The sequence below is a fragment of the Pseudomonas sp. ES1 genome, from assembly GCF_050586605.1.
Lineage (GTDB): Bacteria > Pseudomonadota > Gammaproteobacteria > Pseudomonadales > Pseudomonadaceae > Aquipseudomonas > Aquipseudomonas sichuanensis.
The window spans coordinates 54,430-77,086 of the sequence record NZ_JBOBDM010000028.1; the positions used below are offsets into that span (position 1 = coordinate 54,430).

General features: G+C 64.7%; 20 protein-coding genes. 5 read left to right on the forward strand and 15 right to left on the reverse strand.

Features of this window, described 5'->3' with window-relative positions:
• Nucleotides 1-17 precede the first annotated feature (17 nt).
• Nucleotides 18-1,211: a D-amino acid dehydrogenase gene (locus ACQ4N9_RS13675; RefSeq protein WP_390967376.1), complete on the forward strand. Its 1,194-nt coding sequence runs from the start codon at nucleotides 18-20 to the stop codon at nucleotides 1,209-1,211.
• Nucleotides 1,212-1,303: 92 nt separating this feature from the next.
• On the opposite strand, the gene ACQ4N9_RS13680 is transcribed toward ACQ4N9_RS13675, so the two are convergent.
• The 5 genes from ACQ4N9_RS13680 to ACQ4N9_RS13700 all read right to left on the reverse strand — a co-directional run bounded on the left by ACQ4N9_RS13680 (nucleotide 1,304) and on the right by ACQ4N9_RS13700 (nucleotide 6,481).
• Nucleotides 1,304-2,032, reverse strand: coding sequence for an aspartate/glutamate racemase family protein (locus ACQ4N9_RS13680; RefSeq protein WP_390967377.1), 729 nt, complete (start codon nucleotides 2,030-2,032; stop codon nucleotides 1,304-1,306).
• A 17-nt stretch (nucleotides 2,033-2,049) separates the two neighbouring features.
• Nucleotides 2,050-3,585 carry an NCS1 family nucleobase:cation symporter-1 gene (locus tag ACQ4N9_RS13685; protein ID WP_390967378.1) on the reverse strand — a complete coding sequence of 512 codons (1,536 nt, stop codon included), beginning with the start codon at nucleotides 3,583-3,585 and terminating at the stop codon, nucleotides 2,050-2,052.
• 973 nt (nucleotides 3,586-4,558) lie between these two features.
• Nucleotides 4,559-4,828 (reverse strand): DUF3077 domain-containing protein, encoded by a 270-nt coding sequence (locus ACQ4N9_RS13690; protein ID WP_125857961.1) that lies wholly within the window; start codon nucleotides 4,826-4,828, stop codon nucleotides 4,559-4,561.
• A gap of 154 nt (nucleotides 4,829-4,982) precedes the next feature.
• Entirely contained in the window at nucleotides 4,983-5,231 is a 249-nt protein-coding gene (locus tag ACQ4N9_RS13695; protein ID WP_390967379.1) for a hypothetical protein, read from the reverse strand.
• Between the two features lie 812 nt (nucleotides 5,232-6,043).
• Nucleotides 6,044-6,481 (reverse strand): Lrp/AsnC family transcriptional regulator, encoded by a 438-nt coding sequence (locus tag ACQ4N9_RS13700; RefSeq protein ID WP_125857963.1) that lies wholly within the window; start codon nucleotides 6,479-6,481, stop codon nucleotides 6,044-6,046.
• A gap of 133 nt (nucleotides 6,482-6,614) precedes the next feature.
• Here ACQ4N9_RS13700 and ACQ4N9_RS13705 point away from each other — a divergent pair, with 133 nt between their 5' ends.
• Entirely contained in the window at nucleotides 6,615-7,517 is a 903-nt protein-coding gene (locus tag ACQ4N9_RS13705; RefSeq protein ID WP_390967380.1) for a DMT family transporter, read from the forward strand.
• A 5-nt stretch (nucleotides 7,518-7,522) separates the two neighbouring features.
• Here the strand turns inward: ACQ4N9_RS13705 and ACQ4N9_RS13710 are convergent, their stop codons facing one another.
• Both ACQ4N9_RS13710 and ACQ4N9_RS13715 read right to left on the reverse strand, forming a co-directional pair.
• Nucleotides 7,523-8,254 (reverse strand): TorF family putative porin, encoded by a 732-nt coding sequence (locus ACQ4N9_RS13710; protein WP_347151216.1) that lies wholly within the window; start codon nucleotides 8,252-8,254, stop codon nucleotides 7,523-7,525.
• A gap of 93 nt (nucleotides 8,255-8,347) precedes the next feature.
• Entirely contained in the window at nucleotides 8,348-10,093 is a 1,746-nt protein-coding gene (locus ACQ4N9_RS13715; RefSeq protein WP_390967381.1) for an amidohydrolase, read from the reverse strand.
• Nucleotides 10,094-10,198: 105 nt separating this feature from the next.
• Between ACQ4N9_RS13715 and ACQ4N9_RS13720 the strand changes: the two genes are divergently transcribed.
• Nucleotides 10,199-11,116: a LysR family transcriptional regulator gene (locus ACQ4N9_RS13720; protein ID WP_125463320.1), complete on the forward strand. Its 918-nt coding sequence runs from the start codon at nucleotides 10,199-10,201 to the stop codon at nucleotides 11,114-11,116.
• 70 nt (nucleotides 11,117-11,186) lie between these two features.
• Nucleotides 11,187-12,113 (forward strand): class I SAM-dependent methyltransferase, encoded by a 927-nt coding sequence (locus ACQ4N9_RS13725; RefSeq protein WP_390967458.1) that lies wholly within the window; start codon nucleotides 11,187-11,189, stop codon nucleotides 12,111-12,113.
• 127 nt (nucleotides 12,114-12,240) lie between these two features.
• Here ACQ4N9_RS13725 and ACQ4N9_RS13730 read toward each other — a convergent pair whose 3' ends face one another.
• The 8 genes from ACQ4N9_RS13730 to gcl form a co-directional block, all read right to left on the reverse strand.
• Nucleotides 12,241-13,239 carry a sulfate ABC transporter substrate-binding protein gene (locus ACQ4N9_RS13730; RefSeq protein WP_390967382.1) on the reverse strand — a complete coding sequence of 333 codons (999 nt, stop codon included), beginning with the start codon at nucleotides 13,237-13,239 and terminating at the stop codon, nucleotides 12,241-12,243.
• A gap of 221 nt (nucleotides 13,240-13,460) precedes the next feature.
• A complete protein-coding gene (locus ACQ4N9_RS13735) occupies nucleotides 13,461-14,282 on the reverse strand; it encodes an ion transporter (protein ID WP_390967383.1) in 822 nt (273 codons plus the stop codon).
• A 45-nt stretch (nucleotides 14,283-14,327) separates the two neighbouring features.
• Nucleotides 14,328-15,203, reverse strand: coding sequence for an urea transporter (locus ACQ4N9_RS13740; RefSeq protein WP_390967384.1), 876 nt, complete (start codon nucleotides 15,201-15,203; stop codon nucleotides 14,328-14,330).
• Nucleotides 15,204-15,386: 183 nt separating this feature from the next.
• Entirely contained in the window at nucleotides 15,387-16,802 is a 1,416-nt protein-coding gene (gene pyk, locus ACQ4N9_RS13745) for a pyruvate kinase (RefSeq protein ID WP_110993597.1), read from the reverse strand.
• A complete protein-coding gene (locus ACQ4N9_RS13750) occupies nucleotides 16,799-18,073 on the reverse strand; it encodes a glycerate kinase type-2 family protein (protein WP_390967385.1) in 1,275 nt (424 codons plus the stop codon). Before ACQ4N9_RS13750 ends, pyk begins: the two co-directional genes overlap by 4 nt.
• A 166-nt stretch (nucleotides 18,074-18,239) precedes the next feature.
• Nucleotides 18,240-19,133 carry a 2-hydroxy-3-oxopropionate reductase gene (locus tag ACQ4N9_RS13755; protein WP_125463324.1) on the reverse strand — a complete coding sequence of 298 codons (894 nt, stop codon included), beginning with the start codon at nucleotides 19,131-19,133 and terminating at the stop codon, nucleotides 18,240-18,242.
• Between the two features lie 176 nt (nucleotides 19,134-19,309).
• On the reverse strand, nucleotides 19,310-20,092 hold the full coding sequence (gene hyi, locus ACQ4N9_RS13760; protein WP_153785171.1) for a hydroxypyruvate isomerase: 783 nt from the start codon (nucleotides 20,090-20,092) through the stop codon (nucleotides 19,310-19,312).
• Between the two features lie 57 nt (nucleotides 20,093-20,149).
• Nucleotides 20,150-21,925: a glyoxylate carboligase gene (gcl, locus tag ACQ4N9_RS13765; RefSeq protein WP_125463326.1), complete on the reverse strand. Its 1,776-nt coding sequence runs from the start codon at nucleotides 21,923-21,925 to the stop codon at nucleotides 20,150-20,152.
• Between the two features lie 256 nt (nucleotides 21,926-22,181).
• On the opposite strand from gcl, the gene ACQ4N9_RS13770 reads away from it, so the two are divergent.
• Nucleotides 22,182-22,622: a GlcG/HbpS family heme-binding protein gene (locus ACQ4N9_RS13770; protein ID WP_125463327.1), complete on the forward strand. Its 441-nt coding sequence runs from the start codon at nucleotides 22,182-22,184 to the stop codon at nucleotides 22,620-22,622.
• Nucleotides 22,623-22,657 lie beyond the last annotated feature (35 nt).

Here is a 22,657-nt window from a genome sequence, read left to right on the forward strand (position 1 = left end):
TGCACAGGGATGTACGGATGAGCCAGCGGGTAACAGTGATCGGAGGAGGGGTGGTTGGCCTGGCGACCGCCTATGCGCTGGTGCGCGAGGGGTACTCGGTCGACCTGGTCGAAGCCCGTGACAGCCTGGCCAGTGCCACCAGTTTCGCCAATGGCGGGCAACTGTCGTACCGCTATGTGGCGCCGCTGGCCGATGCCGGGGTGCCCTGGCAGGCGCTTGGCTGGCTGTTGCGGGGCGATTCGCCCTTGCGTTTGCGCCTGCGCCTGGACCCGGCGCAGTGGCGCTGGCTGGCGGCCTTCGTCATGGCCTGCCGCACAGGGGTCAATCGCCGCAATGCGGCCCAGTTGTTGAACTTGGCCCTTGAGAGCCAGGCAGCGCTGGCGCGTTGGCGCGAGGAGGACGGCCTGGCGGATTTTGCCTGGCGGCGCAACGGCAAACTGGTCGCCTTCCGCACCCGGCAGGCCTTCGCCCATGGGCGCGAACAGTTGCTCGATCCACTCAATCAGCAGGTGCTGGATGCCGGGCAATTGCGCCTGCTCGACCCGGCGTTGGCCGAGGCGCCTTTTATCGGCGGTGTGTTCACCCCGGACGAGGAAGTCGCCGATTGCCACCGTTTCTGCCTGCGCCTGGCCGAGCGGTTGCAGGCGTCGGGGCACTGCCGGCTGCACCTGGGCCAGGCGGTGACTCGGCTGATCCGGCGCAAGGACGAGGTGGTGGCGCTGGCGCTCGCTGATCGCCAGTTGGACGTCCAACGCCTGGTGTTATGTGCCGGGCACCGCAGCGCCAGCCTGGCATTGCCCGGCCTGCACCTGCCGGTTTATCCACTCAAGGGTTACAGCCTGACCGCACCCGTCACCGCGGCACATCGGGCGCCTGACGTGAGCCTGACCGATTACGAGCGCAAGATCGTCTATGCGCGGCTGGACCAGCAACTGCGGGTGGCGGCGATGGTGGACATCGTTGGCTACGACGAAGCGGTGGATGCCGCCAGGCTGCGCAGCATGCGCCGTCTGGCCGGGGAGACACTGCCTGGGGCGGCCGATTATGGCCAGGCGGTGGAGTGGGCGGGGATGCGGCCGGCGACGCCGACCGGGGTGCCGATCATCGGGGCGACGATGTACCGCAACCTGTGGCTGAACCTGGGGCATGGGGCGTTGGGGTTCACCCTGGCCTGTGGCAGTGGCGAGCGGTTGGCCAGGATGATGGGGTGAGTCTGCGGGCCCTATCGCCGGCAAGCCGGCTCCCACAAGTGCCTGTGGGTGCCGGCTTGCCGACGATGAGGCCAGTACTGGCGGTAAGTGACTCAGCGGCCGAACCGCATCGGCCAGCCCACCACCTTCTTCACCCGCGGCGTGGCATAGGTGCGCACCTTGGAGGTGCTCAAGCCCAGGCGCACCAGCGATTCGGCGATGGTCACCGCCGCACTCACACCATCCACAACCGGCACCCCGGTGCGCTGGCGAATTTCTTCGTCAAGCCCGGCCATACCGCCACAACCCAGGCAGATCACCTCGGCCTTGTCCTCCTGCACGGCGCGCTCGGCCTGCTCGACGATGGCTTCAACGGCCCGCCTTGGGTCGGCCTCCAGCTCCAGTACCGCCAGCCCGCTGGCACGCACCGAGGCGCAGCGGTCGTACAGGCCCGACAGTTTCAGACGGTCCTCGATCAGCGGCACGGTGCGGTCCAGGGTGGTCACCACCGAGTAAGCGTGGCCCAGGTACATCGCCGTGCTGGCGGCGGCGTCGGTGATGTCCACCACCGGTACGTTGAGCAACTCCTGCAGGCCTTCGCGGCCATGTTCGCCGTAGCCGGCCTGGATGACGGCGTCGTAGGGCTGGTCATAGGCCAGCACCCGGTCCATCACGGCGATGGCGGCCAGGTAACTCTCGAAATTGCCTTCCACCGATTCGGCACCGAACCAGGGCGTCAGGCCGACGATCTCGGTGCCCGGCGCGGCAACGCTGCGCGCCTGCTCGGCGATGGACTCGGTAATGGCTGCGGTGGTGTTGACGTTGGCGATCAGAATACGCATGACGGACTTCCCTGAAATCAGTGGCTGCTGTGGTCGACGGCGATGCACTCGCCGCTGACGTCGTGGTACTGGGCGTGGCGCGGTGCGATCAGCAGGTACAGGGCGGCGGCGATACCGGCCCCGATCAGCCAGGAGAACGGCGCGACACTCTGGAAGTTGGGCACCAGGGCCAGGACGATGGCCAAGAGCGCTGCGGGGATGAACGCGGCGAGGGCGCGCAGGTTGATGCCCTTGGTGTAGTGGTAGGCGCCGGCGGGGTTCTCGCTGTACAGCTCGGGCACGTTGATGCGGCCCTTACGCAGCAGCCAGTAGTCGGCCATGATCACGCCGTACAGCGGGCCGAGCAGGGCGCCCAGGCCCGACAGGAAGTACACGATCACCAGCGGGCTGTTGTACAGGTTCCACGGCAGGATCAGCACCGCCAGGGTGGCGCTGATCAGGCCGGCACGGCGGAAGTTCAGGTGGCGTGGCGCCAGGTTGCTGAGCACGAAGGCCGGGGCGACGAAGTTGGCCATGATGTTCACCGCCACGGTAACGATCAGGAAGGCCATGCAGCCCAGCACCAGGAACAGGGTGTTAGGGATGCTGGCGACGATCTGCGTCGGGCTGTCGATGATCTGGCCGTTGATCTGGAACTGCGCGCCGCACAGCACCACGGTGATGGCGGCGAACACCAGGATGTTCACCGGCAGGCCCCAGAAGTTGCCGACGCGGATGGTCTTGCGGCACGGCGCGCTGCGCGCGAAGTCGCAGAAGTTCAGCACCAGGGTGCCGTAGATCGCCAGCCACAGTGCGCCGCCGGCAAAGATGTTGCGCCACATCTCGTAACCGCTCAGCGGTTCGGCAACCGACCAGGCGATGCGCGCGTCGGCCTTGAAGTACATGAACACCGCCAGGCAGGCCACGGTCAGCAGGATCACCGGGCCGGCGAAGGCTTCGTAGCGGCGCACCATCTCCATGCCGTAGGCGAGGATCACCAGCTGCACCAGCCAGATCGACACGAAGCACACCCAGCCCAGGCTCGACAGGCCGAGGATGCTGTCGTGGTCATAGGCGGCCACTTGCGGCCAGACGGCCGTGAGCAGTACCCGCAGCACTACAGAGGCGAGGTAGGTCTGGATACCGAACCAGGCGATGGCGATCACCGCGCGGATCAGCGCCGGGATCTGCGCGCCGTGGATGCCGAAGGCGATGCGGCTGATCACCGGGAACGGCACGCCGGTTTTCTGCCCCATGTAGCCGGACAGGTTCATGAAGAAGTACACCAGCGCCGCGCCGATCGCCAGCGACAAGAGGATCTGCCAGCCGCCCAGGCCGAGGGCGAACAGCCCCATGGCGAAGGAGTAGTTGGCGATGTTGTGCACGTCGTTGGTCCACAGCGCGAAGATGCTGTAGCCACCCCAGCGCCGGCCTTCGGCTTTGGTCGGGGCGAGGTCGCGGTTATGCAGGCGCGGGCTCAGTTCGAGGTCGGCCGGGTGGCCTTCGAGGGTGGTTGCGGCGGGGCTGGTGCTGGCAACGGAAAGTTCAGGGGCAAGGGGGAGGCTGCTACTCATTCCGGCGGCTCCTGATGCGTGTGACTGCGATGAGCGGGCGCTGGCGCACGGGCTCGCCATCTCGTCGGTGCAGGCGTTGGCATCACTGGGTTCTGGGCGCGGCGGTCGCGGTTCGGGGCGACGCTGCGGGTTATTGTGTATTTATGTTTCGTTCAACTTGTATACAAAACACGAACACACAAAAGCCAGTTCTATGCCAGGGTGAATCCAAGTTTCAGGTTGCCATCATTTTGAATTTGGCTAGTTGGAATATAAGTTACTGAAATTAAGGATTTATAAGTTGACCAATTGAACAGTTTAAATTTTTTAAGATGCTAATTAGTTGATCAACTGGTCAAAATTAGTTGGCTGTGGTGTGTAACCTAATGGGGCGCTGCTTCGCAAAAGTGCACACAAAAATGGCACTTAAGGTGACATTTATGTGTACAAAAAATCGCCAAGGTTCTTCGCCGGCAAGCCGGCTCATTCAGCGCGTACTGCGATACCCCGCCATGCCAACAAGGCGGACAGTGGAGATGCCACAGGCATAACTGGCCCGAAACAAATGTGGGAGCTGGCTTGCCAGCGATGCGCCGCGCGGGCGGCGCTCGATCTGATAGGCGCTGAAGGAACATCGGCGAGCACCTGGTGGCCCACATGCTATTTCAAGACAGGCCCTTGGGCGTCACACAGCTGGCCCCTGAAAATTAGGATTGGGTAATGGCCATGAGGTGCATGCCGGGAGATTGGGTGAAGGCCAGCAGGTGCCTGGCGATGATTTTGTAGCGCCTACAAGATCGAGCGCCGCCCGCGCGGCGCATCGCTGGCAAGCCAGCTCCCACATCTGTTTCGGGCCAGTCACTCCTGTGATTGCATCGCTGTCCGCCTTGTTGGCACGACGCGGTATCGCGGTGCGCGCTGATACCGCTGCGCCTGTCTCACAGGAGTGCTGCAGCCTAAACCGATATGGAAACCAGCCCAGGCAATCCACCCCTCAGTGCTTCATCCCCAACTCCGCATCATCCAGCAGCGCCTTGGCCAGCGCGCTCAGGTAATACGACGCCCACAGCAGTTGCGGCTTCTCTTCCATGATCCCGGTAATGGTCAGGTCGCGCACGCAGCCCATCAGTTCCGAAGCCTGGTCCCGCGCATGCTGGCAGGGGATGCCGGGCTCGATGCAGAACAGCGGGGCGGTCATCCCTTCGCCTTGATAGAACTTGGTTTTGCCCACGGTGGTGCGGGGCGTGGTGTCGTCTGTGTTCATTGCTCACTCTCCCTGAAATGATCGATGCCTGGACGGCCCCTGTCGCTGGCAACCCAACGCCACAGTTACGGCACCGGTGCTAGGGCAAAGCCAATCCCTGTGGGAGCCGGCTTGCCGGCGATGAGGGCGGCCCAGGCAAAACACGCCTACCGGCCTAGTGGAACGCCCGGCGCTCCAGCTGCGGCATCTGCACCTGAATCAACGCCGACTCGAGCAGCACCCGCAGTGTCTCGATCTCATGCATCAACGCCATGATCAGAATCGACGCGGGGGATTTGGGCTGTTGGACCGAAATGGCCTGATGCGCCACAGCCTGTGCGCACAGGGCGTACTCCGTGGCCTGGATCAGGGTGTCTTCGAGGGAGTGGTGGTTGTGGGGTGGATCGGGGACGATCTTTAACATAGCTATTTACCTTTCAGGTGCGACCACCTGCCTGCTGTCAAACAGGAGGGTGGCAGCTGTACGTGGGTTGACAGACCGGCGGAAATAGCAAAGTTCCGGCGCACGCGAACGTGCCCGCACGTACAGCCGCCATAACGGCAAACCGCACGCTATTTACCGTCACAGCCTGTCAAAGCTGTGTCGTTGATGAGCAACGACTCGCCGAGACTAGGGGGCCGCCAGGGCGACCGCAACGGAAAAAAGGCGGCAAGAGTATGTTTGGGAAATGGACTACAAGTAAGGGCTTTAATCTGATTTTTCGTGAAAGGTAGCGAAGTCAGGAGTTGCAGACATTGCATGGATATTGGCCGGTCTTCGTAGGAGCACTTCAGCGCGCACAAAGATATCGCGCCATGCCAACAAGGCGGACAGCGGAGATGCCACAGGCATAACTGGCCCGAAACAGATGTGGGAGCTGGCTTGCCAGCGATGCGCCGCGCGGGCGGCGCTCGATCTGATAGGCGCTGAAGGAACATCGGCGAGCACCTGTTGGCCCACATGCGATTTCAAGACAGGCCCTTGGGCGTCACACCGCTGGCCCCTGAAAATTAGGATTGGGTAATGGCCACAAGGTGCATGCCGGGAGACTGGGTGAAGGCCAGCAGGTGCCTGGCGATGTTTTTGTAGCGCCTACAAGATCGAGCGCCGCCCGCGCGGCGCATCGCTGGCAAGCCAGCTCCCACATCTGTTTCGGGCCAGTTTTGCCTGCAAGATCACCGCTGCCCGCCTTGGTGCATGTCGCAAGCCCTGCGCCGCAGCCGAAGTGCCCATCTTCAAGCCATCGGCGGCAGTCTGCGCTTCACCGGGGTCTTCTTGATGATTGCGGTATTGGTCTCGGCCAGCGTATTGAGCAGGTCGAGCAGGGTGTCCAGCTGTTCCATCGAACGCACATGCAGGCGGGCGATAAAGCAGTCCTCCCCCGTAACCTTGTCGCATTCGGTGAACTCGGGGATGGCGATGATCTGCCGTTCCACCTCCTGCAACTTCCCAGGCAGTGGGCGCACGCGCACGATGGCCTGCAACTGGTAGCCAAAGCAGCGTGGGTCTACCTCCACCGTATAGCCACGCAGCACGCCACGTTCCTCCAGGCGGCGCAGGCGCTCGCTGACGCTGGGCGCGGACAGCCCGCTGATCTGCGCCAAGGCCTTGAGCGAGCGGCGAGAGTCCTCCATCAGGGCGTTGATCAATAGCTGGTCGATGTCGTCAGTCATGGCTACCTCGTTAGGCAACTCCGGTAATTGGCCTTGATAGTAAAGGCGAATGGCTAAATCTGCCTTGGCTATCCGCTGGAAGGCCCCTCAGCACCCCGCGCATACTGTGGCCATCGTGTACAGGAGGTGTGAGATGGACAATTCGCTGCGCCGCGGCTCCCTGGAAATGGTCGCCGCCATGCTGATCTCCGGGACCATCGGCTGGTTCGTGCTGGTGTCCGGGCAGCCGGTGCTGGAGGTGGTGTTCTGGCGCTGCCTGTTCGGCGCCGGCACCTTGCTGCTGATCTGCGCGGCCATGGGCTTTCTCAAGCCCGGCGTGCTGACCCGCGCCACCTTCCTGCTGGCGGTGGTCAGCGGGGTGGTGATCGTCGGCAACTGGGTGCTGCTGTTCGCCTCTTACTCGCGAGCATCAATCGCCATCGGCACGGCGGTGTACAACGTCCAGCCGTTCATGCTGGTGGGGCTGGCGGCGCTGTTTCTCGGCGAAAAGATCACCCTGGCCAAGCTGACCTGGCTGGGCGTGGCCTTTGTCGGCATGCTGGCCATCGTCAGCGCCCATGGCGCCGGGCAAGCCAGCGGCAGCGAGTACTTGCTGGGCATCGGCCTGGCGCTGGGGGCCGCGTTCCTCTACGCGGTGGCGGCACTGATCATCAAGCGCCTGACCGGCACGCCGCCGCACCTGATCGCACTGATCCAGGTGAGCACCGGGGTGTTGCTGCTGGCGCCGTGGGTGAAGCTCGGCGGCCTGCCGGGTGAGTGGCCGGCATTGGGCAGCCTGGTGACCTTGGGCATCGTCCATACCGGGTTGATGTACGTGCTGCTGTACAGCGCCATCCAGCGCCTGCCCACCGCGCTGACTGGCGCACTGTCGTTCATCTACCCGATCGCGGCAATCCTGGTGGACTGGGTGGCCTTCGGTCATCGACTGGCGCCGTTGCAGTGGCTGGGAGTGGGCTTGATCTTGTTGGCGGCGGCGGGCATGCAGCAGGGCTGGTGGTGGCGCCCGGCGCGCGCCGAGGGCGCGGCCAGGCCTTAGCCGCTTCAGAACTTCTTGGCGACGCTGGCCACCAGCGTCGCCGAGCAGACATCGTCGAAGCCATAGCTGCTGGCGCACTCGGCCTGCGACAGGTCGGTGTCGACATAGGCCAGGCTCCAGTCGACCCCGGCGAAGGCGCGGGTCAGCTTCACTTCCCATTCGCGGTAGCTGTCGGCCGTGCGCTCGCTGGCCGAGACGAACATCGGATCCTTGAAGTCCATGCGCCCGTAGCGCAGCTGCAAGCCTAGCTCCAGGGGCAGTTGAGCTTCGTAGCCGACATAGGTGTAGAGGGTGTCCTGGTCCTCGCCGAACAGGTTGCCAGCGTCGTCGGAATAATTGGCGGCCAGCTTGAAGCCGTAGGCCGTCAGGGCGGCGTAGTACTCGCTCTGGTTGTACAGGCTCGACTTGGGGTAGGTGTATCTCAGGTAGCCCAGGTCCAGGCTTACCTCATCGCTGGCCTGCCAGTACCAGCCGGCGTAGTAGTCCACCTCCTGGCGTGTCTTGGAACCGAAGCCGAAGTCGACGTTGGAGGTCCAGGCGCCGAGGTACAGGCCGCTGGCGTGCTGCAAGGTGGCGCCGAACTGGGCGGCGGGGTCGTTCTGGGTCTGCGAGATGCCGCGGTTGCGGTAGTCGCTGTGCAGGGCGAGGTCGAACTCCAGGCTGAAGTCGTCGTTCAGTGGCACGGCCTGGCAGGCGAGGGGGGCCAGGGTGAGGGCGAGCAGGGTGATGCGGCGCATGGCGATACCTGTTGTTGTGATTGTCGGTAGATGCGGGGCACGGCTGGGCCAGGCCCCCGCCGTGCGACGGGAGCCGGGCAGGGGGCGACGGGGTCAGCGCTCGGCTTTGTACACTTCGCGGCCGCCGAACCAGGTCTGCAGCACGCGGGTGTCGGCCAGGTCCTGATCGGCGACGCTGAGCACGTCGCGGTCGAGGATGATGAAGTCGGCCTGTTTGCCGGGGGTCAGCGAGCCGATCTGCTGGTCCAGGCCGATGGCCTTGGCGGCGTTGAGGGTGTAGGCCTGCAACAGGGTCTGGCGGTCGATGCGCTCGGCGGCGTTGAGCACGCCCTTGGGGCCTTCGCGGGTGATGGCCTGGTGGATCGCCAGCCACGGGTTGGGCGAGGACACCGACCAGTCGCTGGCGCCGGCGATGGTCGCACCATGGCTGAGCAGCGAATGGGCCGGGTACTGGTAGGGGTAGATCGCGCTGCTGACATAGGGTTTGACCATGTCCACGGTGTACTCGTCGGCCGAGGCCCACAGCAGCTGCATCGAGGCGATCACGTCCAGCGGTTTGAGGCGGGCGAACTCGGCGGGGTTGACCAGTTGCAGGTGGGTCAGCGAATGGGTGACGCCGCTGTGGCGGTCCTTGCGCGCCTGCTCGATGCCGTTGAGCGACTCGCGCACCGCGCGGTCGCCGATGGCGTGGATGTGCACCAGCCAGCCACGGGCATCGGCGGCGCTGACCAGCTCGCCGAAGTGCGCCGGGTCGATCAGCAGCTCGCCGTTGCCGTGGGTGTTGCTATAGGGCTCGAGCATGGCTGCGCTCTGCGCCGGGTACTCGACCACGCCGTCGGCGAAGATCTTGATCCCCGGCAGGGTGAGGTTGGGGATGCCCTGGAACTGCTGGCGCACCTTGTCCAGGGTATCGAGGTCGGCTGGGGTGCTTTTCGGGTTGGCCACCAGCAGGGCGGCGACGTGGGCGTTCAGCCCGCCCTGGGCGGCCAGTGCCTTGTAGGCCGGCAGCACGCCGACCGATTTCTCCGTGGGTTTGAGGCTGAACAGCGATTCACCTGGGGCTGCGTTGACGGCCGGGTCCATCCAGGCGGTGATGCCGAAGCTGTTGTTGTACTTCACCGCGGCGTCGGCGGCGTGCAGCAGCGCCTCGGCGCTGTGCGCGGGCATGGCGGCGGCGATGCGGTCCCAGCCGGCATCCACGGCGAAACCGTTGGGGCTGCCGTCCTTGCGCTTGCCCAAGGTGCCGCGTTCGGCCGCCGGCAGGCTGGCCAGCAGGCGGGCGTCGACACCTGCGCGGTCGAGCATGGCCTGGTTGGCCCAGGCGGTGTGGTGGTCGCTGCCGATGAACACCACCGGCACGTTCTGCCACTCGCCATGACTGAAGGTGCGGCCCAGCTCCTCGGCTTTGGCCCAGTAGGTCGAGCTCACCCCGACCACCACCAGCACGTCGCCCAGGCGCGCCCGGCCATCGTCGCGCCAGCCGCGCAGGCGTTGTTGCAAGTCTTGGGTGCTGACCCCTTCTTCGCTGTCGAGGTTGGCCGCCGACAGTTCCAGGCCGCCGAAGATGGCGTGGTTGTGGCTGTCGATCATGCCGGGCAGCAGGCGCTTGCCGGCCAGGTCGACCACCCGGGTCGAGGCGTCGGCCAGGGCCTTGATTTCGCTGTCGCTGCCCACCTTGAGCACCTTGCCGTGCGCCACGGCCATGGCCTGGGCCGATGGCTGGGCGGGGTCGGCGGTGTACAGCTTGCCATTGAGCAACACCAGGTCGGCCGCGGCCATGGCGTCCAACGAGGCAAAAGCCAGCGCCGCCGCCAGCAGGGTGGGTTTGAAAGCTTTCATCAGCGAACCTCTTGTTTTTTTGGGCTTGCCGGCGAGACTAGCCACTGGCCCGGGCCGGCAGAACGCCCGAAACGTGAAAAACGCTTTTGCCTGCCAGGAAAAACCATGGACAAGTTCGCCGCTGTCAGCATGTTCGTCGCCACCGCCGAGCACGGCAGTTTCAGCCGCGCCGCAGAGCAGTTGGGCAAGACCCCGTCGGCGTTGACCAAGGCCGTCAGCCACCTGGAGGCGGAGCTGGGGGTGCGCCTGTTCGAGCGCAGCACCCGGCGCACAGTGCTCACCGAAGCGGGCAGGGTGTACCTGGAGACCGCGCGCCAGGTGTTGATGCGCCTGCACGAGGTGGGTGAGGTGGTGGGGCAGATTCAGCATGGCCTGCACGGCATCCTGCGCCTGACCGCGCCACTGGCTTATGGCCGGGCATTCCTTGATGAGGTGTGCGCGGGTTTCCTGCGCGAATACCCGCAGATCCGCCTGCGCGTGGACCTGTGCGACGCCTTCGTCGACCTGGTCGAAAGCGGCTACGACCTGGCCCTGCGCGAGGGCCGGGGCGACTTGCCGGGGTTGATCGGCAAGGCCGTCGGGCGCAACTGCCTGACCCTGTGCGCCAGCCCCGCGTACCTGGCGCGCAACCCGCTGCCGGTCACCCCGCAGACCCTCGACCGGCACGACTGGCTGTTGTACCGGCATGCCGCGTTGAGCCGGACCTACTGGTGGGTGGAGAAGGACGGCGAACGGCTCAGCCTGCTCCAACCTGCCAACGCGCGACTGGAAAGCGACAACTACGACCTGCTGCTGGCCAGCGCGCTGGCCGGGGGCGGCTTGTTCCACGTGCCCATGTGGAGCGGTGCGCCGTACCTGGCCGATGGGCGGCTGGTGCAGGTGATGGCGGATTACGCGATCGACCCGGACGCCTTCGGCCCGCAGATCCTGGCCGTGTACCCCAGCCACCGTCGGGCCACGGGCAAGGTGCTGGCGTTCATCGACTATCTGGCCGGGTATCTGGACGCGCGCGGCTTGGGCTGAACGCGCGGCATTCGATGGCGGCGCGGGCCCCAGCAGGTAGAATGGCGCTTTTGCCCGACCCATGACCGATATGAGCCCAGCCATCGCTACCCTTGAGCAACACCTGCTCGCCGCCCTCGATCCCGCCCCGACTGAGACCCGCCGTCTGTTCCATGGCCGTGGCCGTTGCTGGCCGGGGCTGGAGCAGATCACCGTCGACTGGCTCGACGGTGTGCTGTCGGTCGCGCTGTTCCGTGAACCACCCGAGGGTCAGTTGGCTGAGCTCGAGGCGATGCTGCGCAGCCTGGCCGAACGCCCGCAGTGGGCCGGCCAGGCCATGCTGTTGCAGCACCGCTACCTGCCCGACAGCCCAGGCCAGTGGCTGCTCGGTGAACCCTGCCAGCAGCGCGAAGTCACCGAGGATGGCCTGAAGTACCTGCTCGACCTGGGCGTGCGCCAGAACAACGGCCTGTTCCTCGACATGCGCTACGGCCGGCGCTGGGTGCGCGAGCAGGCGGCGGGCAAGCGGGTGCTCAACCTGTTCGCCTATACCTGCGGGTTTTCGGTGGCGGCGATTGCCGGGGGCGCCGAGCAGGTGGTCAACCTGGACATGGCCAAGTCGGCGTTGTCCCGTGGGCGTGACAACCACCGGCTCAACGGCCATGACGCCTCGCGCGTGGCGTACCTGGGGCATGAGTTGTTCAAGTCGTGGGGCAAGGTGCGCAAGTACGGGCCGTACGATCTGATCATCATCGACCCGCCGACCTTCCAGCGCGGCAGCTTCGTGCTGACCCAGGACTACGGGAAGATCCTGCGGCGCTTGCCGGAGCTGTTGACTGCGGGCGGGACGGTGCTGGCGTGTGTCAACGACCCGGGGATCGAGTCGCAGTTTCTGATTGAGGGCATGGCTGAGCATGCGCCGGGGCTGGCGTTTGTCGAGCGGTTGGAGAACCCGCCGGAGTTTCCCGATGCGGACGCGGAGGGTGGGTTGAAGGCCCTGGTATTCCGCCAGGTGTGATGTTGCCTTTGCCGGCCTCTTCGCGGGTAAACCCGCTCCCACAGGGACCCTACAGTATTCAGACCTGTAGCGATTCCCGTGGGAGCGGGTTTACCCGCGAAGGGGCCGGACCTGCCTGAATCAGTTGCTACTTATTGGTATAGATCTGGTCGAACACACCACCGTCGTTGAAGTGGGTCTTCTGCACGGTGCGCCAGTCACCGAAGGTCTTCTCCACCGAGAGGAAGTCCACTTTCGGGAAGCGGTCGGTGTACTTGGCCAGTACCTTGGCGTCACGCGGGCGCAGGTAGTTGTTGGCGGCGATTTCCTGGGCCTCAGGCGACCACAGGTACTTCAGGTATTCCTCGGCCACGGCCTGGGTGCCTTTCTTGGCCACCACCTTGTCGACCACGCTTACCGGCGGCTCGGCTTCTGCCGACACGCTTGGGTAGACCACTTCGAACTGGTCGCGGCCGAACTCGCGGGCGATCATTTCGGCTTCGTTCTCGAAGGTCACCAGCACGTCGCCGATCTGGTTGGTCATGAAGGTGGTGGTGGCGGCACGGCCGCCGGTATCGAGCACCGGCGCCTGCTTGAACAGCTTGCCGACGAAGTCGCGAGCCTTGCTCTCGTCGCCGCCCTGCTTGAGCACGTAGCCCCAGGCCGACAGGTAGGTGTAGCGGCCGTTACCCGAGGTCTTGGGGTTGGGCACGATCACCTGCACGCCGTCCTTGAGCAGGTCGGGCCAGTCTTTCAGCGCTTTCGGGTTGCCCTTGCGCACGATGAACACGGTGGCCGAGGTGAACGGCGCGCTGTTGTTCGGCAGGCGGGTCACCCAGTTGTCCGGCACCAGCTTGCCGTTGTCGGCCAGGGCATTGATGTCGGTGGCCATGTTCATGGTGATGACATCGGCCGGCAGGCCATCGATCACTGCGCGGGCCTGCTTGCTCGAGCCGCCGAAGGACATCTGCAGGTTGACCTTCTCGTTGTGTTCTTTCTCCCAGTGTTTCTGGAACGCCGGGTTGTAGTCCTTGTAGAAATCGCGCATCACGTCGTACGAGACGTTGAGCAGGGTCGGGGCGGCCTGGGCGAGGTTGCCCAGGGCCAGGCCCGCGGCCAGCAGCGAGGCGCTGAAGAGTTTTTTCACTGGGGGCATTCCTTGTTCTGGTTCAAAGGGTTGGCGATATGCCAGCGACTATAGCGGGTGGCTTTGCGTGGGTTAAAGAACAAAAAGGACTTTGGTTATGTCGTTGTCAGTACTGGCCTCTTCGCGGGTAAACCCGCTCCCACAAGGAGGTCACAATACTTCCGGGTTGCGCAGTACCTGTGGGAGCGGGTTTACCCGCGAAGAGGCCAGCACAAGCAACCTCATTGCTTGGGAAACAACGCATTCCCACACCGCGAACAGAACGCCGCGCCATGTTCGTGGTGGTGCTTGGCGCAGGTCGGGCAATCGTGCTGCAACTGTTCCCCACGCAGCGCATTGGCCAGCTCGGCGGTAAAGATGCCGGTAGGCACGGCAATGATCGAGTAACCGATGATCATCACCAGCGACGACAGCACCTGCCCCAGCGGCGTCTTCGGCACGATGTCGCCGAAGCCCACGGTGGTCAGGGTGACGATGGCCCAGTAGATGCCCTTGGGGATGCTGGTGAAACCATGCTCGGGCCCTTCGATCACGTACATCAGGGTGCCGAACACCGTCACCAGGGTCGACACGCTGACCAGGAACACGATGATCTTCTGCTTGCTGCCCTGCAGCGCCGCCAGCAGGTAGTGGGCCTGCTTGAGGTAGGGGCTGAGCTTGAGCACCCGGAAGATCCGCAGCATGCGGATGACGCGGATGATCAGCAGGTACTGGGCATCGCTGTAGTACAGGGCGAGGATCCCCGGCACGATCGCCAGCAGGTCCACCAGCCCATAGAAGCTGAAGGCGTAGCGCAGCGGTTTGGGCGAGCAGTACAGGCGGGTGATGTATTCGGCGAGGAAGATCGCCGTGAAACCCCACTCGATGGCGGCCAGCAGGCCGGCGTAGCCCTGGTGTACTTCGTCGATGCTGTCGAGGATCACCGTGACCAGGCTGGCGAGGATGATCAGCAGCAGGGCCTTGTCGAAGCGTCTTCCAGCTGCGGTATCGGTCTGGAAGACGATGACGTAGAGCCGCTCGCGCAGGCTTGCAGGGTTATCCATGGGCGCGTTCCATTGTGCAAATGGGCAGAGCCTAGGGGCTGGCTATCAGCTGTGCAAGCGCGGCGCGTTGCGGCGTTGATTGAGCTGCGCCAGGTGGCTGCCCAGGTGCATCAGCCAGCAGGCGACCACGAACGGCGCGGTCAGTCCGGCGATCGGCAGCAGGTTGAACAGCGGTTGCAGCAACAGCGCCAGGGCGATGGCCAGTAACGTCACCCAGGGCCGCTCACCCTGGCGGCTGAAGGCCAGTGCAGCCAATGCCGCGTTGAAACCGTACAGCCCTAGCCAGGCCCCTTGCGCCTCACCGGCCAGCAGCGCAACACCACCACCGATGGCCGCACCGATCACCGCCCAGGTGGCGGCATAGGGGTTGGCAAAGTACATCCCGATGACGATCAGCAACCCGGCCATTGGCTTGTCGAGCAGGAAGATCTGCCCGATGCCGCGCAGCATGGCATACAGCGGGTCGGCCTCGACGTAGCTGTTGGTGGTGGGTTCGGCCAGCAGCAGCGCGGCCCAGCCGAGCAGCACGAAGGGGGCGGTGTAGGCCACCAGCAGCTTGCCACCGCGTTTTCGCCATTGATGGGTGAGCATGCTCGACAGCCCCCCGGCGGCGATGATCAGCGGCGGCAGGATGGCCGACCAGGGCAATACGGTGCTGATCAGGATGCCGATCAGCACGCCGTTATAGCAGTACAGCCCGGCCTGGCGGTCGGTGCGGTCATAGCCGCGACGTTGGGCGGTGAGCAGGCCGGCGAGGGCGCCGAGCAGGGCGCCGCCGACCAGCGCAGGGGCGGTCAGCAGGATGGCCAGCAGGCAGCACAGGCCGCACAGGGGGTTGCGCAGCAACAGCACCTGGCTGAAACCGTTGAGCAGCGCCGTGGCCCAGTCAGGGCACGGGTTGACGAAATTTTTGGTGTACATGGGCAGTCGGTAAGGTGAGTGGTCAGCGGTGGGCCTCTTTGGGCCTCGGTTTTCCGCAAGGTTGTTGTCGCGGTGCAAGGGGAGGGCTTTGCCCTCCATTCGCTGGCAAGCCAGCTCCCACAGGGATCGCGCATGTGGGAGCCGGCTTGCCGGCGAAAGGGGCGCAAAGCGCCCCCAGCGATCTCAGACCAAGGTCTCGATCCGCAGCGTATTAGTCGAACCTGGCTTGCCGAAAGGCACACCGGCGGTGATCAGCAGCGTGTCGCCGCGGCTGGCCATGCCTTGTGCCTGGGCGATCTCCAGCGCGGTGGAGACCACCTCGTCGACCTGGCGCAGGCGGTCGTTGACCACCGAGTGCACACCCCAGGCCACGCTCAGGCGCCGTGCGGTATTGAGGTTCGGCGTCAGGTTGAGGATCGGCGCCCGTGGCCGCTCGCGGGCGGCGCGCAGGGTGGAGTTCCCCGACTCGCTGTAGTTGACCAGCACCGCCACCGGCAGGATGCCGCTGATGCGGCGGATCGCGCAGCTGATGGCATCCGACACGGTGGCCTCGGCCTTGGGCCGGCCGACGTCGAGCTGGGCCTGGTAGTCCGGGCCGTTCTCCACCTGGCGGATGATCTTGCTCATCATCTGCACCGCTTCCAGCGGGTAGTCACCCGAGGCAGTCTCGGCCGACAGCATCACCGCGTCCGCACCTTCGGCCACGGCGTTGGCCACGTCGGTGACTTCGGCGCGGGTCGGGGCAGGGGAGAAGCGCATGGATTCGAGCATCTGCGTGGCCACCACCACCGGTTTACCCAGCTGGCGGCAGGTGCCGATGATGGCTTTCTGGATCTGCGGCACGCTCTCGGCCGGGACTTCCACGCCCAGGTCGCCACGGGCGACCATGATCGCGTCGGACAGCTCGGCGATGGCTTGCAGTTGCTCGACCGCCGAGGGCTTCTCGATCTTGGCCATCAGGTAGGCGCGGTCGCCGATCAGCTGGCGTGCCTCGACGATGTCTTCCGGGCGCTGCACGAACGACAGGGCCACCCAGTCCACGCCCAGCTCCAGGCCGAAGGTGAGGTCGCGGCGGTCTTTGTCGGTGAGCGGGGACAGGTCGAGCACCGCTTGCGGCACGTTGACGCCCTTGCGGTCGGACAGCTCGCCGCCGGCCAGCACTTCGGTGTCGATGGCATCGGCGTGCTTGGCGGTCACCCGCAGGCGCAGCTTGCCGTCATCGAGCAGCAGGTCCATGCCGGGCTCCAGCGCGGCGATGATCTCCGGGTGCGGCAGGTTCACCCGGCGGCTGTCGCCCGGGGTCTTGTCCAGGTCCAGGCGCAGGGCCTGGCCACGCTGCAGTTGCACCTTGCCGTCGGCGAAGCGGCCAACGCGCAGTTTCGGGCCTTGCAGGTCCATGAGGATGCCCAGCGGGTAGTTGAGCTGTTGCTCGACTTCGCGGATCCACTGATAGCGCAGGGCGTGATCGGCGTGTTCGCCGTGGCTGAAGTTGAGGCGGAAGATGTTCACCCCGGCTTCGACCAGCTGGCGGATGTCATCGATGCCTTTGATCGCAGGCCCGAGGGTGGCGAGGATTTTTACTTTTTTATCAGGCGTCATGATTGCGGGGTCTCGAGGATCAGGATGGCGCGGAAGTCGTTGACGTTGGTACGGGTCGGCTCTGTGACGATCAGCGCATCGAGGGCGGCGAAGTAGCCGTAGCCGTTGTTGTTGTCCAGCTCATCGCTGGCCGACAGGCCCAGGGCCTCGGCGCGGGCGTAGCTGTCCGGGGTCATGTAGGCGCCGGCGTTCTCTTCCGAGCCGTCGATGCCGTCGGTGTCACCGGCCAGGGCGTACACGCCCGGCAGGCCCTTGAGGCTTTCGGTGAGGCTGAGCAGGAACTCGGCGTTGCGCCCGCCGCGGCCGTTGCCGCGCACGGTGACGGTGGTCTCGCCGCCGGAGAGGATCACGCAGGGCGCCTTCAGTGGCTGGCCATGCAGGACGATCTGCCGGGCGATGCCGGCGTGGACCTTGGCCACTTCCCGCGACTCGCCTTCCAGGTCGCCGAGGATCAGCGGGCTGAAGCCGGCCTGGCGGGCTTTCACGGCGGCGGCCTCCAGCGACTGCTGGGGTTTGGCGATCAGCTGGAAGTGGCTGCGCGCCAGCGCCGGGTCGTCGGCCTTGACGGTTTCGGAGGCCGGGTTGTTGAGCCAGTCGATGACGGCTTTGGGGGCCTCGATGCTGTAGCGCTTGATGATCGCCAGGGCATCGGCCGAGGTGCTCGGGTCGGCCACGGTAGGGCCGGAGGCGATGACCGTGGCCAGGTCGCCCGGTACGTCGGAAATCGCATAGGTGTAGACGGTGGCCGGCCAGCAGGCTTTGGCCAGGCGGCCGCCCTTGATCGCCGAGAGGTGCTTGCGCACGCAGTTCATCTCGCCGATGGTGGCGCCGGACTTGAGCAGCGCCTTGTTGATCTGCTGCTTGTCGGCCAGGGTCAGGCCTTCGGCGGGCAGGGCCAGCAGGGCCGAACCGCCGCCAGACAGCAGGAAGATGACGCGGTCGTCTTCAGTGAGGTTGCTGACCAGCTCGAGCACGCGCTTGGCCACGGCCAGGCCGGCGGCGTCGGGGACCGGGTGGGCGGCTTCGACCACTTCGATTTTTTGGCAGTTGGCGCCGTGGCCGTAGCGGGTGACGACCAGGCCTGAGACTTCGCCCTGCCAGCTCTTTTCGACCACTTCGGCCATGGCGGCGGCGGCTTTGCCTGCACCGATGACGATGACCCGGCCGCTGCGGTCGGCGGGCAGGTAGGGTTCGAGGACCTGACGGGGGTGGGCGGCGGCGATGGCTGTGTCGAACAGTTCGCGCAGGAGGTTTTGTGGATCGACCGACATGGCAGGCTCCCAATTATTGTTGTTCTGCAGAATCAAAAACGCCCCTGGAACTGCCTCCGTGCAGGCCGAACCAGGGGCGGTCCCCACAGCTGCAAGCTTCAAGCTACAAGCTGCAAGCAAAAGCAGATTCGCTTTTACTGGCCGCTTGAGGCTTGCAGCTTGAAGCTTATTTCTCGTCGCGGATCGAGAAGTTGGCCATGTGCTCCAGGCCTTTGATCAGCGCCGAGTGGTCCCAGTTGCCGCCGCCCAGGGCCTGGCAGGTGTTGAACACTTGCTGGGCATTGGACGTGTTGGGCAGGTTGATGCCCAGCTCCTTGGCGCCTTGCAGGGCCAGGTTCAGGTCCTTCTGGTGCAGGTTGATGCGGAAGCCTGGGTCGAAGGTGCCTTTGATCATGCGTTCGGCATGCACTTCGAGGATCTTCGAGGAGGCGAAGCCGCCCATCAGGGCCTCGCGCACCTTGGCTGGATCTGCGCCGTTCTTGGCAGCGAACAGCAGCGCTTCGGCAACGGCCTGGATGTTCAGGGCGACGATGATCTGGTTGGCGACCTTGGCCGTCTGGCCGTCACCGTTGCCGCCCACGCGGGTGATGTTCTTGCCCATGGCTTCGAACAGCGGCAGGGCGCGTTCGAAGGCTTTCGGGCAGCCGCCGACCATGATGCTCAGGGTGGCGGCCTTGGCGCCGACTTCACCGCCGGATACCGGGGCGTCCAGGTAGGCGGCGCCGGTGGCCTTGATCTTCTCGGCGAAGGCTTTGGTGGCGGTAGGCGAGATCGAGCTCATGTCGATCACGACCTTGTTCGGGCCCACGCCTTCGGCAACGCCGTTTTCACCGAACAGGACGCTTTCGACCTGCGGGGTGTCGGGCACCATGACGATGATGAATTCAGCTTCCTGGGCCACTTCCTTGGGGTTGGCCAGGGCCACGCCGCCGGCGGCGATCAGGTTGGCCGGAGCGGCGTCGTGGTGGGTCGATACGAAGATGCTGTGACCTGCTTTTTGCAGGTTCTGGGCCATGGGGTTGCCCATGATGCCGGTGCCGATGAAACCGATTTTAGCCATGAGAGATTACCTCGTTGTAATTGTTGAATCTCGATGGAGCAGGCTGAACAGGCCCCTGTGGGAGCGGGTTTACCCGCGAAGCAGGCACTGCGGTGGATGGCACCGGCTTCGCCGGTGTTCGCGGGTGAACCCGCTCCCACAGTGTCCTGTGTTCAACAGGGGCCTGCGCTCAGCCGTTAGATTGCGTTATGCGTCTTCAGCCAGCCCAGACCCGCCTCGGTGGTGGTCTTGGGCTTGTACTCCGCGCCCACCCAGCCCTGGTAACCGATGCGGTCCAGGTGCTCGAACAGGAAGCGGTAGTTGATCTCGCCGGTGCCGGGCTCGTGGCGGCCCGGGTTGTCGGCCAGCTGCACGTGGTTGATCAGCGCCAGGTTGGCTTCCAGGGTGCGGGCCAGGTCACCTTCCATGATCTGCATGTGGTAGATGTCGTACTGCAGGAACAGGTTGTCGCTGCCCACTTCGGCCTGGATTTCCAGGGCCTGCTGGGTGGTGTTCAGGTAGAAGCCGGGGATGTCGCGGGTGTTGATCATTTCCATGACCAGGCGGATCCCGGCGGCCTTGAGCTTGTCGGCGGCGTAGCGCAGGTTTTCCACGAAGGTCTTGCGTACGGTGGCGCAGTCCGGGCCTTGCGGACGGATGCCGGCCAGGGCGTTGACCTGGGTATTGCCCAGCACCTTGGCGTACTCGATGGCCTTGTCGACGCCGGCGCGGAACTCTTCGACGCGGTCCGGGTGGCAGGTGATGCCGCGCTCACCCTTGGCCCAGTCACCGGCCGGCAGGTTGAACAGCACCTGGGTCAGGCCGTGGGCGTCGAGCTGCTGCTTGATCTCGGCGGCGCTGAAATCGTACGGGAAGAGGTATTCGACACCGCTGAAGCCAGCATCGGCGGCGGCCTTGAAGCGGGCCAGGAAGTCCTGTTCGGTGAACAGCATGGACAGGTTGGCAGCGAAGCGAGGCATGGTTGTCTCCTTGCAATGAGGGCCCCCGGCACGCCGGTGCGCGGGGGCGTCAGGCAATCAGTCGAGCATCGAGATGGCGGTTGGCGCGTCGTTGCCGACCAGGGCGAGGTCTTCGAACTCGTTGACCGCGTTGATCTCGGTGCCCATGGAAATGTTGGTGACGCGCTCGAGGATCACTTCGACCACGACCGGTACGCGGAACTCTTCGGCCATCTTCTGCGCCTTGAGCAGGGCAGGGGCGATCTCGGCCGGTTCGAACACGCGGATGGCCTTGCAACCCAGGCCTTCGACCACGGCGACGTGGTCGACACCGTAGGTGGCGGCGTCGGTGGAGTTGATGTTCTCGAACGCCAGTTGTACACAGTAATCCATGTCGAAGCCACGCTGCGCCTGGCGGATCAGGCCGAGGTAGGCGTTGTTCACCAGCACGTGGACGTACGGCAGGTTGAACTGCGCGCCCACTGCCAGCTCTTCGATCATGAACTGGAAGTCGTAGTCACCGGACAGCGCGACAACCTTGCGCTTCGGGTCGGCCTTGACCACGCCCAGGGCTGCAGGGATGGTCCAGCCCAGCGGGCCGGCCTGGCCGCAGTTGATCCAGTGGCGTGGCTTGTACACGTGCAGGAACTGCGCGCCGGCGATCTGCGACAGGCCGATGGTGCTGACGTAGGTGGTGTCCTTGCCGAACACTTCGTTCATTTCCTGGTACACGCGCTGTGGCTTGACCGGAACGTTGTCGAAGTTGGTCTTGCGCTGCAGGGTCGCCTTGCGCTGCTGGCAGTCTTCCAGCCAGGCCTTGCGGCACTTCAGCTTGCCGGCGGCTTTCCACTCGCGGGCCACTTCGAGGAACACGTCCAGCGCCTTGCCGGCGTCGGAGACGATGCCCAGGTCCGGGGTGAACACGCGGCCGATCTGGGTTGGCTCGATGTCCACGTGCACGAACTTGCGGCCTTCGGTGTAGACGTCGACGGAGCCGGTGTGGCGGTTGGCCCAACGGTTGCCGATACCGAACACCAGGTCGGATTTGAGCATGGTCGCGTTGCCGTAGCGGTGCGAGGTCTGCAGGCCGACCATGCCGACCATCAGTGCGTGGTCGTCAGGGATGGTGCCCCAGCCCATCAGGGTCGGGACTACCGGTACGCCGGTCAGTTCGGCGAACTCGACCAGCTTGTCGCTGGCGTCTGCGTTGATGATGCCGCCACCGGCTACCAGCAGTGGGCGCTCGGCGTCATTGAGCAGGGCCAGGGCTTTTTCGGCCTGTACGCGGGTGGCGGACGGCTTGTTGATCGCCAGTGGCTCGTAGGCGTCGATGTCGAATTCGATCTCGGCCATCTGCACGTCGAACGGCAGGTCGATCAGCACAGGGCCTGGGCGGCCGGTGCGCATTTCATAGAAGGCCTTCTGGAACGCATAAGGCACCTGGCCCGGCTCCAGCACGGTGGTCGCCCACTTGGTGACCGGCTTGACGATGCTGGTGATGTCGACGGCCTGGAAGTCTTCCTTGTGCAGGCGGGCACGCGGAGCCTGGCCGGTGATGCAGAGGATCGGGATGGAGTCGGCCGACGCACTGTACAGGCCGGTGACCATGTCGGTGCCGGCAGGGCCGGAGGTGCCGATGCATACGCCGATGTTGCCCGGGTTGGCGCGGGTGTAGCCCTCGGCCATGTGCGAGGCACCTTCGACGTGGCGAGCGAGGACGTGATCGATGCCACCGACTTTTTTCAGGGCCGAGTAAAGCGGGTTGATCGCGGCGCCAGGAATGCCGAACGCGGTATCTACACCTTCACGGCGCATGACCAGAACGGCTGCATCGATTGCTCTCATTTTGCTCATGGTTTGTGCCTCATCGATTTTGTAATTGTATACAACTTGCTTTGCGACAGAGTGTATTCACGCTTCGACCCAAAGGTCAATCCATTTTCGTCGGCAGGCTGTGATTGGCGTCTGGGCCCGATAAAAGCGGCATTTCGTCGCAGTCGGTACGATTGAGTCAAATTATTGTATACAAAACATATCTCTGTTGTGTTCTATTCTCTCATCGGTTTTCAACTGCCCTCAGGGCTTCTCACAACAAGAAGAGGACCTTTTCATGAACGCATTGACCCTTAAAGTCGCCGTCGGCGTGGTAAACGCTGCGCTGGCCGCAGGCCGCAAGATCAACGCAGCGCCATTGACCGTGGCGGTGCTGGATGCCGGCGGGCACCTGCTGGCGCTGCAACGGGAGGACGGCGCCAGCCTGCTGCGGCCGGAGGTGGCCATCGGCAAGGCCTGGGGCGCAGTGGCCCTGGGCAAGGGCTCGCGCCTGCTGGCGCTGGACTCGCAGCAGCGGCCGGCGTTCTATGCCGCGTTGAATGGCTTGGGTGAGCGGCCGGTGGTGCCGGTGCCGGGCGGCGTGCTGATTCGCGATCAGGACGGCAAGGTGCTGGGTGCGGTAGGGATCAGCGGGGATACGTCGGATATCGACGAGCAGTGTGCGATCAGTGCGATCGAAGAGCTGGGGCTGACGGCGGATGCCGGGGTTGCTGCCTGATTCTTTATTGACGCTACCGGCCCTTTCGCGGGTAA

What these genes read in the sequence shown, in the direction of transcription:
- ACQ4N9_RS13675 (WP_390967376.1), top strand. Translation starts at nt 18, where the DNA reads ATGAGCCAGCGGGTAACAGTGATCGGAGGAGGGGTGGTTGGCCTGGCG.
- ACQ4N9_RS13680 (WP_390967377.1), bottom strand. Translation starts at nt 2,032, where the DNA reads ATGCGTATTCTGATCGCCAACGTCAACACCACCGCAGCCATTACCGAG.
- ACQ4N9_RS13685 (WP_390967378.1), bottom strand. Translation starts at nt 3,585, where the DNA reads ATGAGTAGCAGCCTCCCCCTTGCCCCTGAACTTTCCGTTGCCAGCACC.
- ACQ4N9_RS13690 (WP_125857961.1), bottom strand. Translation starts at nt 4,828, where the DNA reads ATGAACACAGACGACACCACGCCCCGCACCACCGTGGGCAAAACCAAG.
- ACQ4N9_RS13695 (WP_390967379.1), bottom strand. Translation starts at nt 5,231, where the DNA reads ATGTTAAAGATCGTCCCCGATCCACCCCACAACCACCACTCCCTCGAA.
- ACQ4N9_RS13700 (WP_125857963.1), bottom strand. Translation starts at nt 6,481, where the DNA reads ATGACTGACGACATCGACCAGCTATTGATCAACGCCCTGATGGAGGAC.
- ACQ4N9_RS13705 (WP_390967380.1), top strand. Translation starts at nt 6,615, where the DNA reads ATGGACAATTCGCTGCGCCGCGGCTCCCTGGAAATGGTCGCCGCCATG.
- ACQ4N9_RS13710 (WP_347151216.1), bottom strand. Translation starts at nt 8,254, where the DNA reads ATGCGCCGCATCACCCTGCTCGCCCTCACCCTGGCCCCCCTCGCCTGC.
- ACQ4N9_RS13715 (WP_390967381.1), bottom strand. Translation starts at nt 10,093, where the DNA reads ATGAAAGCTTTCAAACCCACCCTGCTGGCGGCGGCGCTGGCTTTTGCC.
- ACQ4N9_RS13720 (WP_125463320.1), top strand. Translation starts at nt 10,199, where the DNA reads ATGGACAAGTTCGCCGCTGTCAGCATGTTCGTCGCCACCGCCGAGCAC.
- ACQ4N9_RS13725 (WP_390967458.1), top strand. Translation starts at nt 11,187, where the DNA reads ATGAGCCCAGCCATCGCTACCCTTGAGCAACACCTGCTCGCCGCCCTC.
- ACQ4N9_RS13735 (WP_390967383.1), bottom strand. Translation starts at nt 14,282, where the DNA reads ATGGATAACCCTGCAAGCCTGCGCGAGCGGCTCTACGTCATCGTCTTC.
- ACQ4N9_RS13740 (WP_390967384.1), bottom strand. Translation starts at nt 15,203, where the DNA reads ATGTACACCAAAAATTTCGTCAACCCGTGCCCTGACTGGGCCACGGCG.
- pyk (WP_110993597.1), bottom strand. Translation starts at nt 16,802, where the DNA reads ATGACGCCTGATAAAAAAGTAAAAATCCTCGCCACCCTCGGGCCTGCG.
- ACQ4N9_RS13750 (WP_390967385.1), bottom strand. Translation starts at nt 18,073, where the DNA reads ATGTCGGTCGATCCACAAAACCTCCTGCGCGAACTGTTCGACACAGCC.
- ACQ4N9_RS13755 (WP_125463324.1), bottom strand. Translation starts at nt 19,133, where the DNA reads ATGGCTAAAATCGGTTTCATCGGCACCGGCATCATGGGCAACCCCATG.
- hyi (WP_153785171.1), bottom strand. Translation starts at nt 20,092, where the DNA reads ATGCCTCGCTTCGCTGCCAACCTGTCCATGCTGTTCACCGAACAGGAC.
- gcl (WP_125463326.1), bottom strand. Translation starts at nt 21,925, where the DNA reads ATGAGCAAAATGAGAGCAATCGATGCAGCCGTTCTGGTCATGCGCCGT.
- ACQ4N9_RS13770 (WP_125463327.1), top strand. Translation starts at nt 22,182, where the DNA reads ATGAACGCATTGACCCTTAAAGTCGCCGTCGGCGTGGTAAACGCTGCG.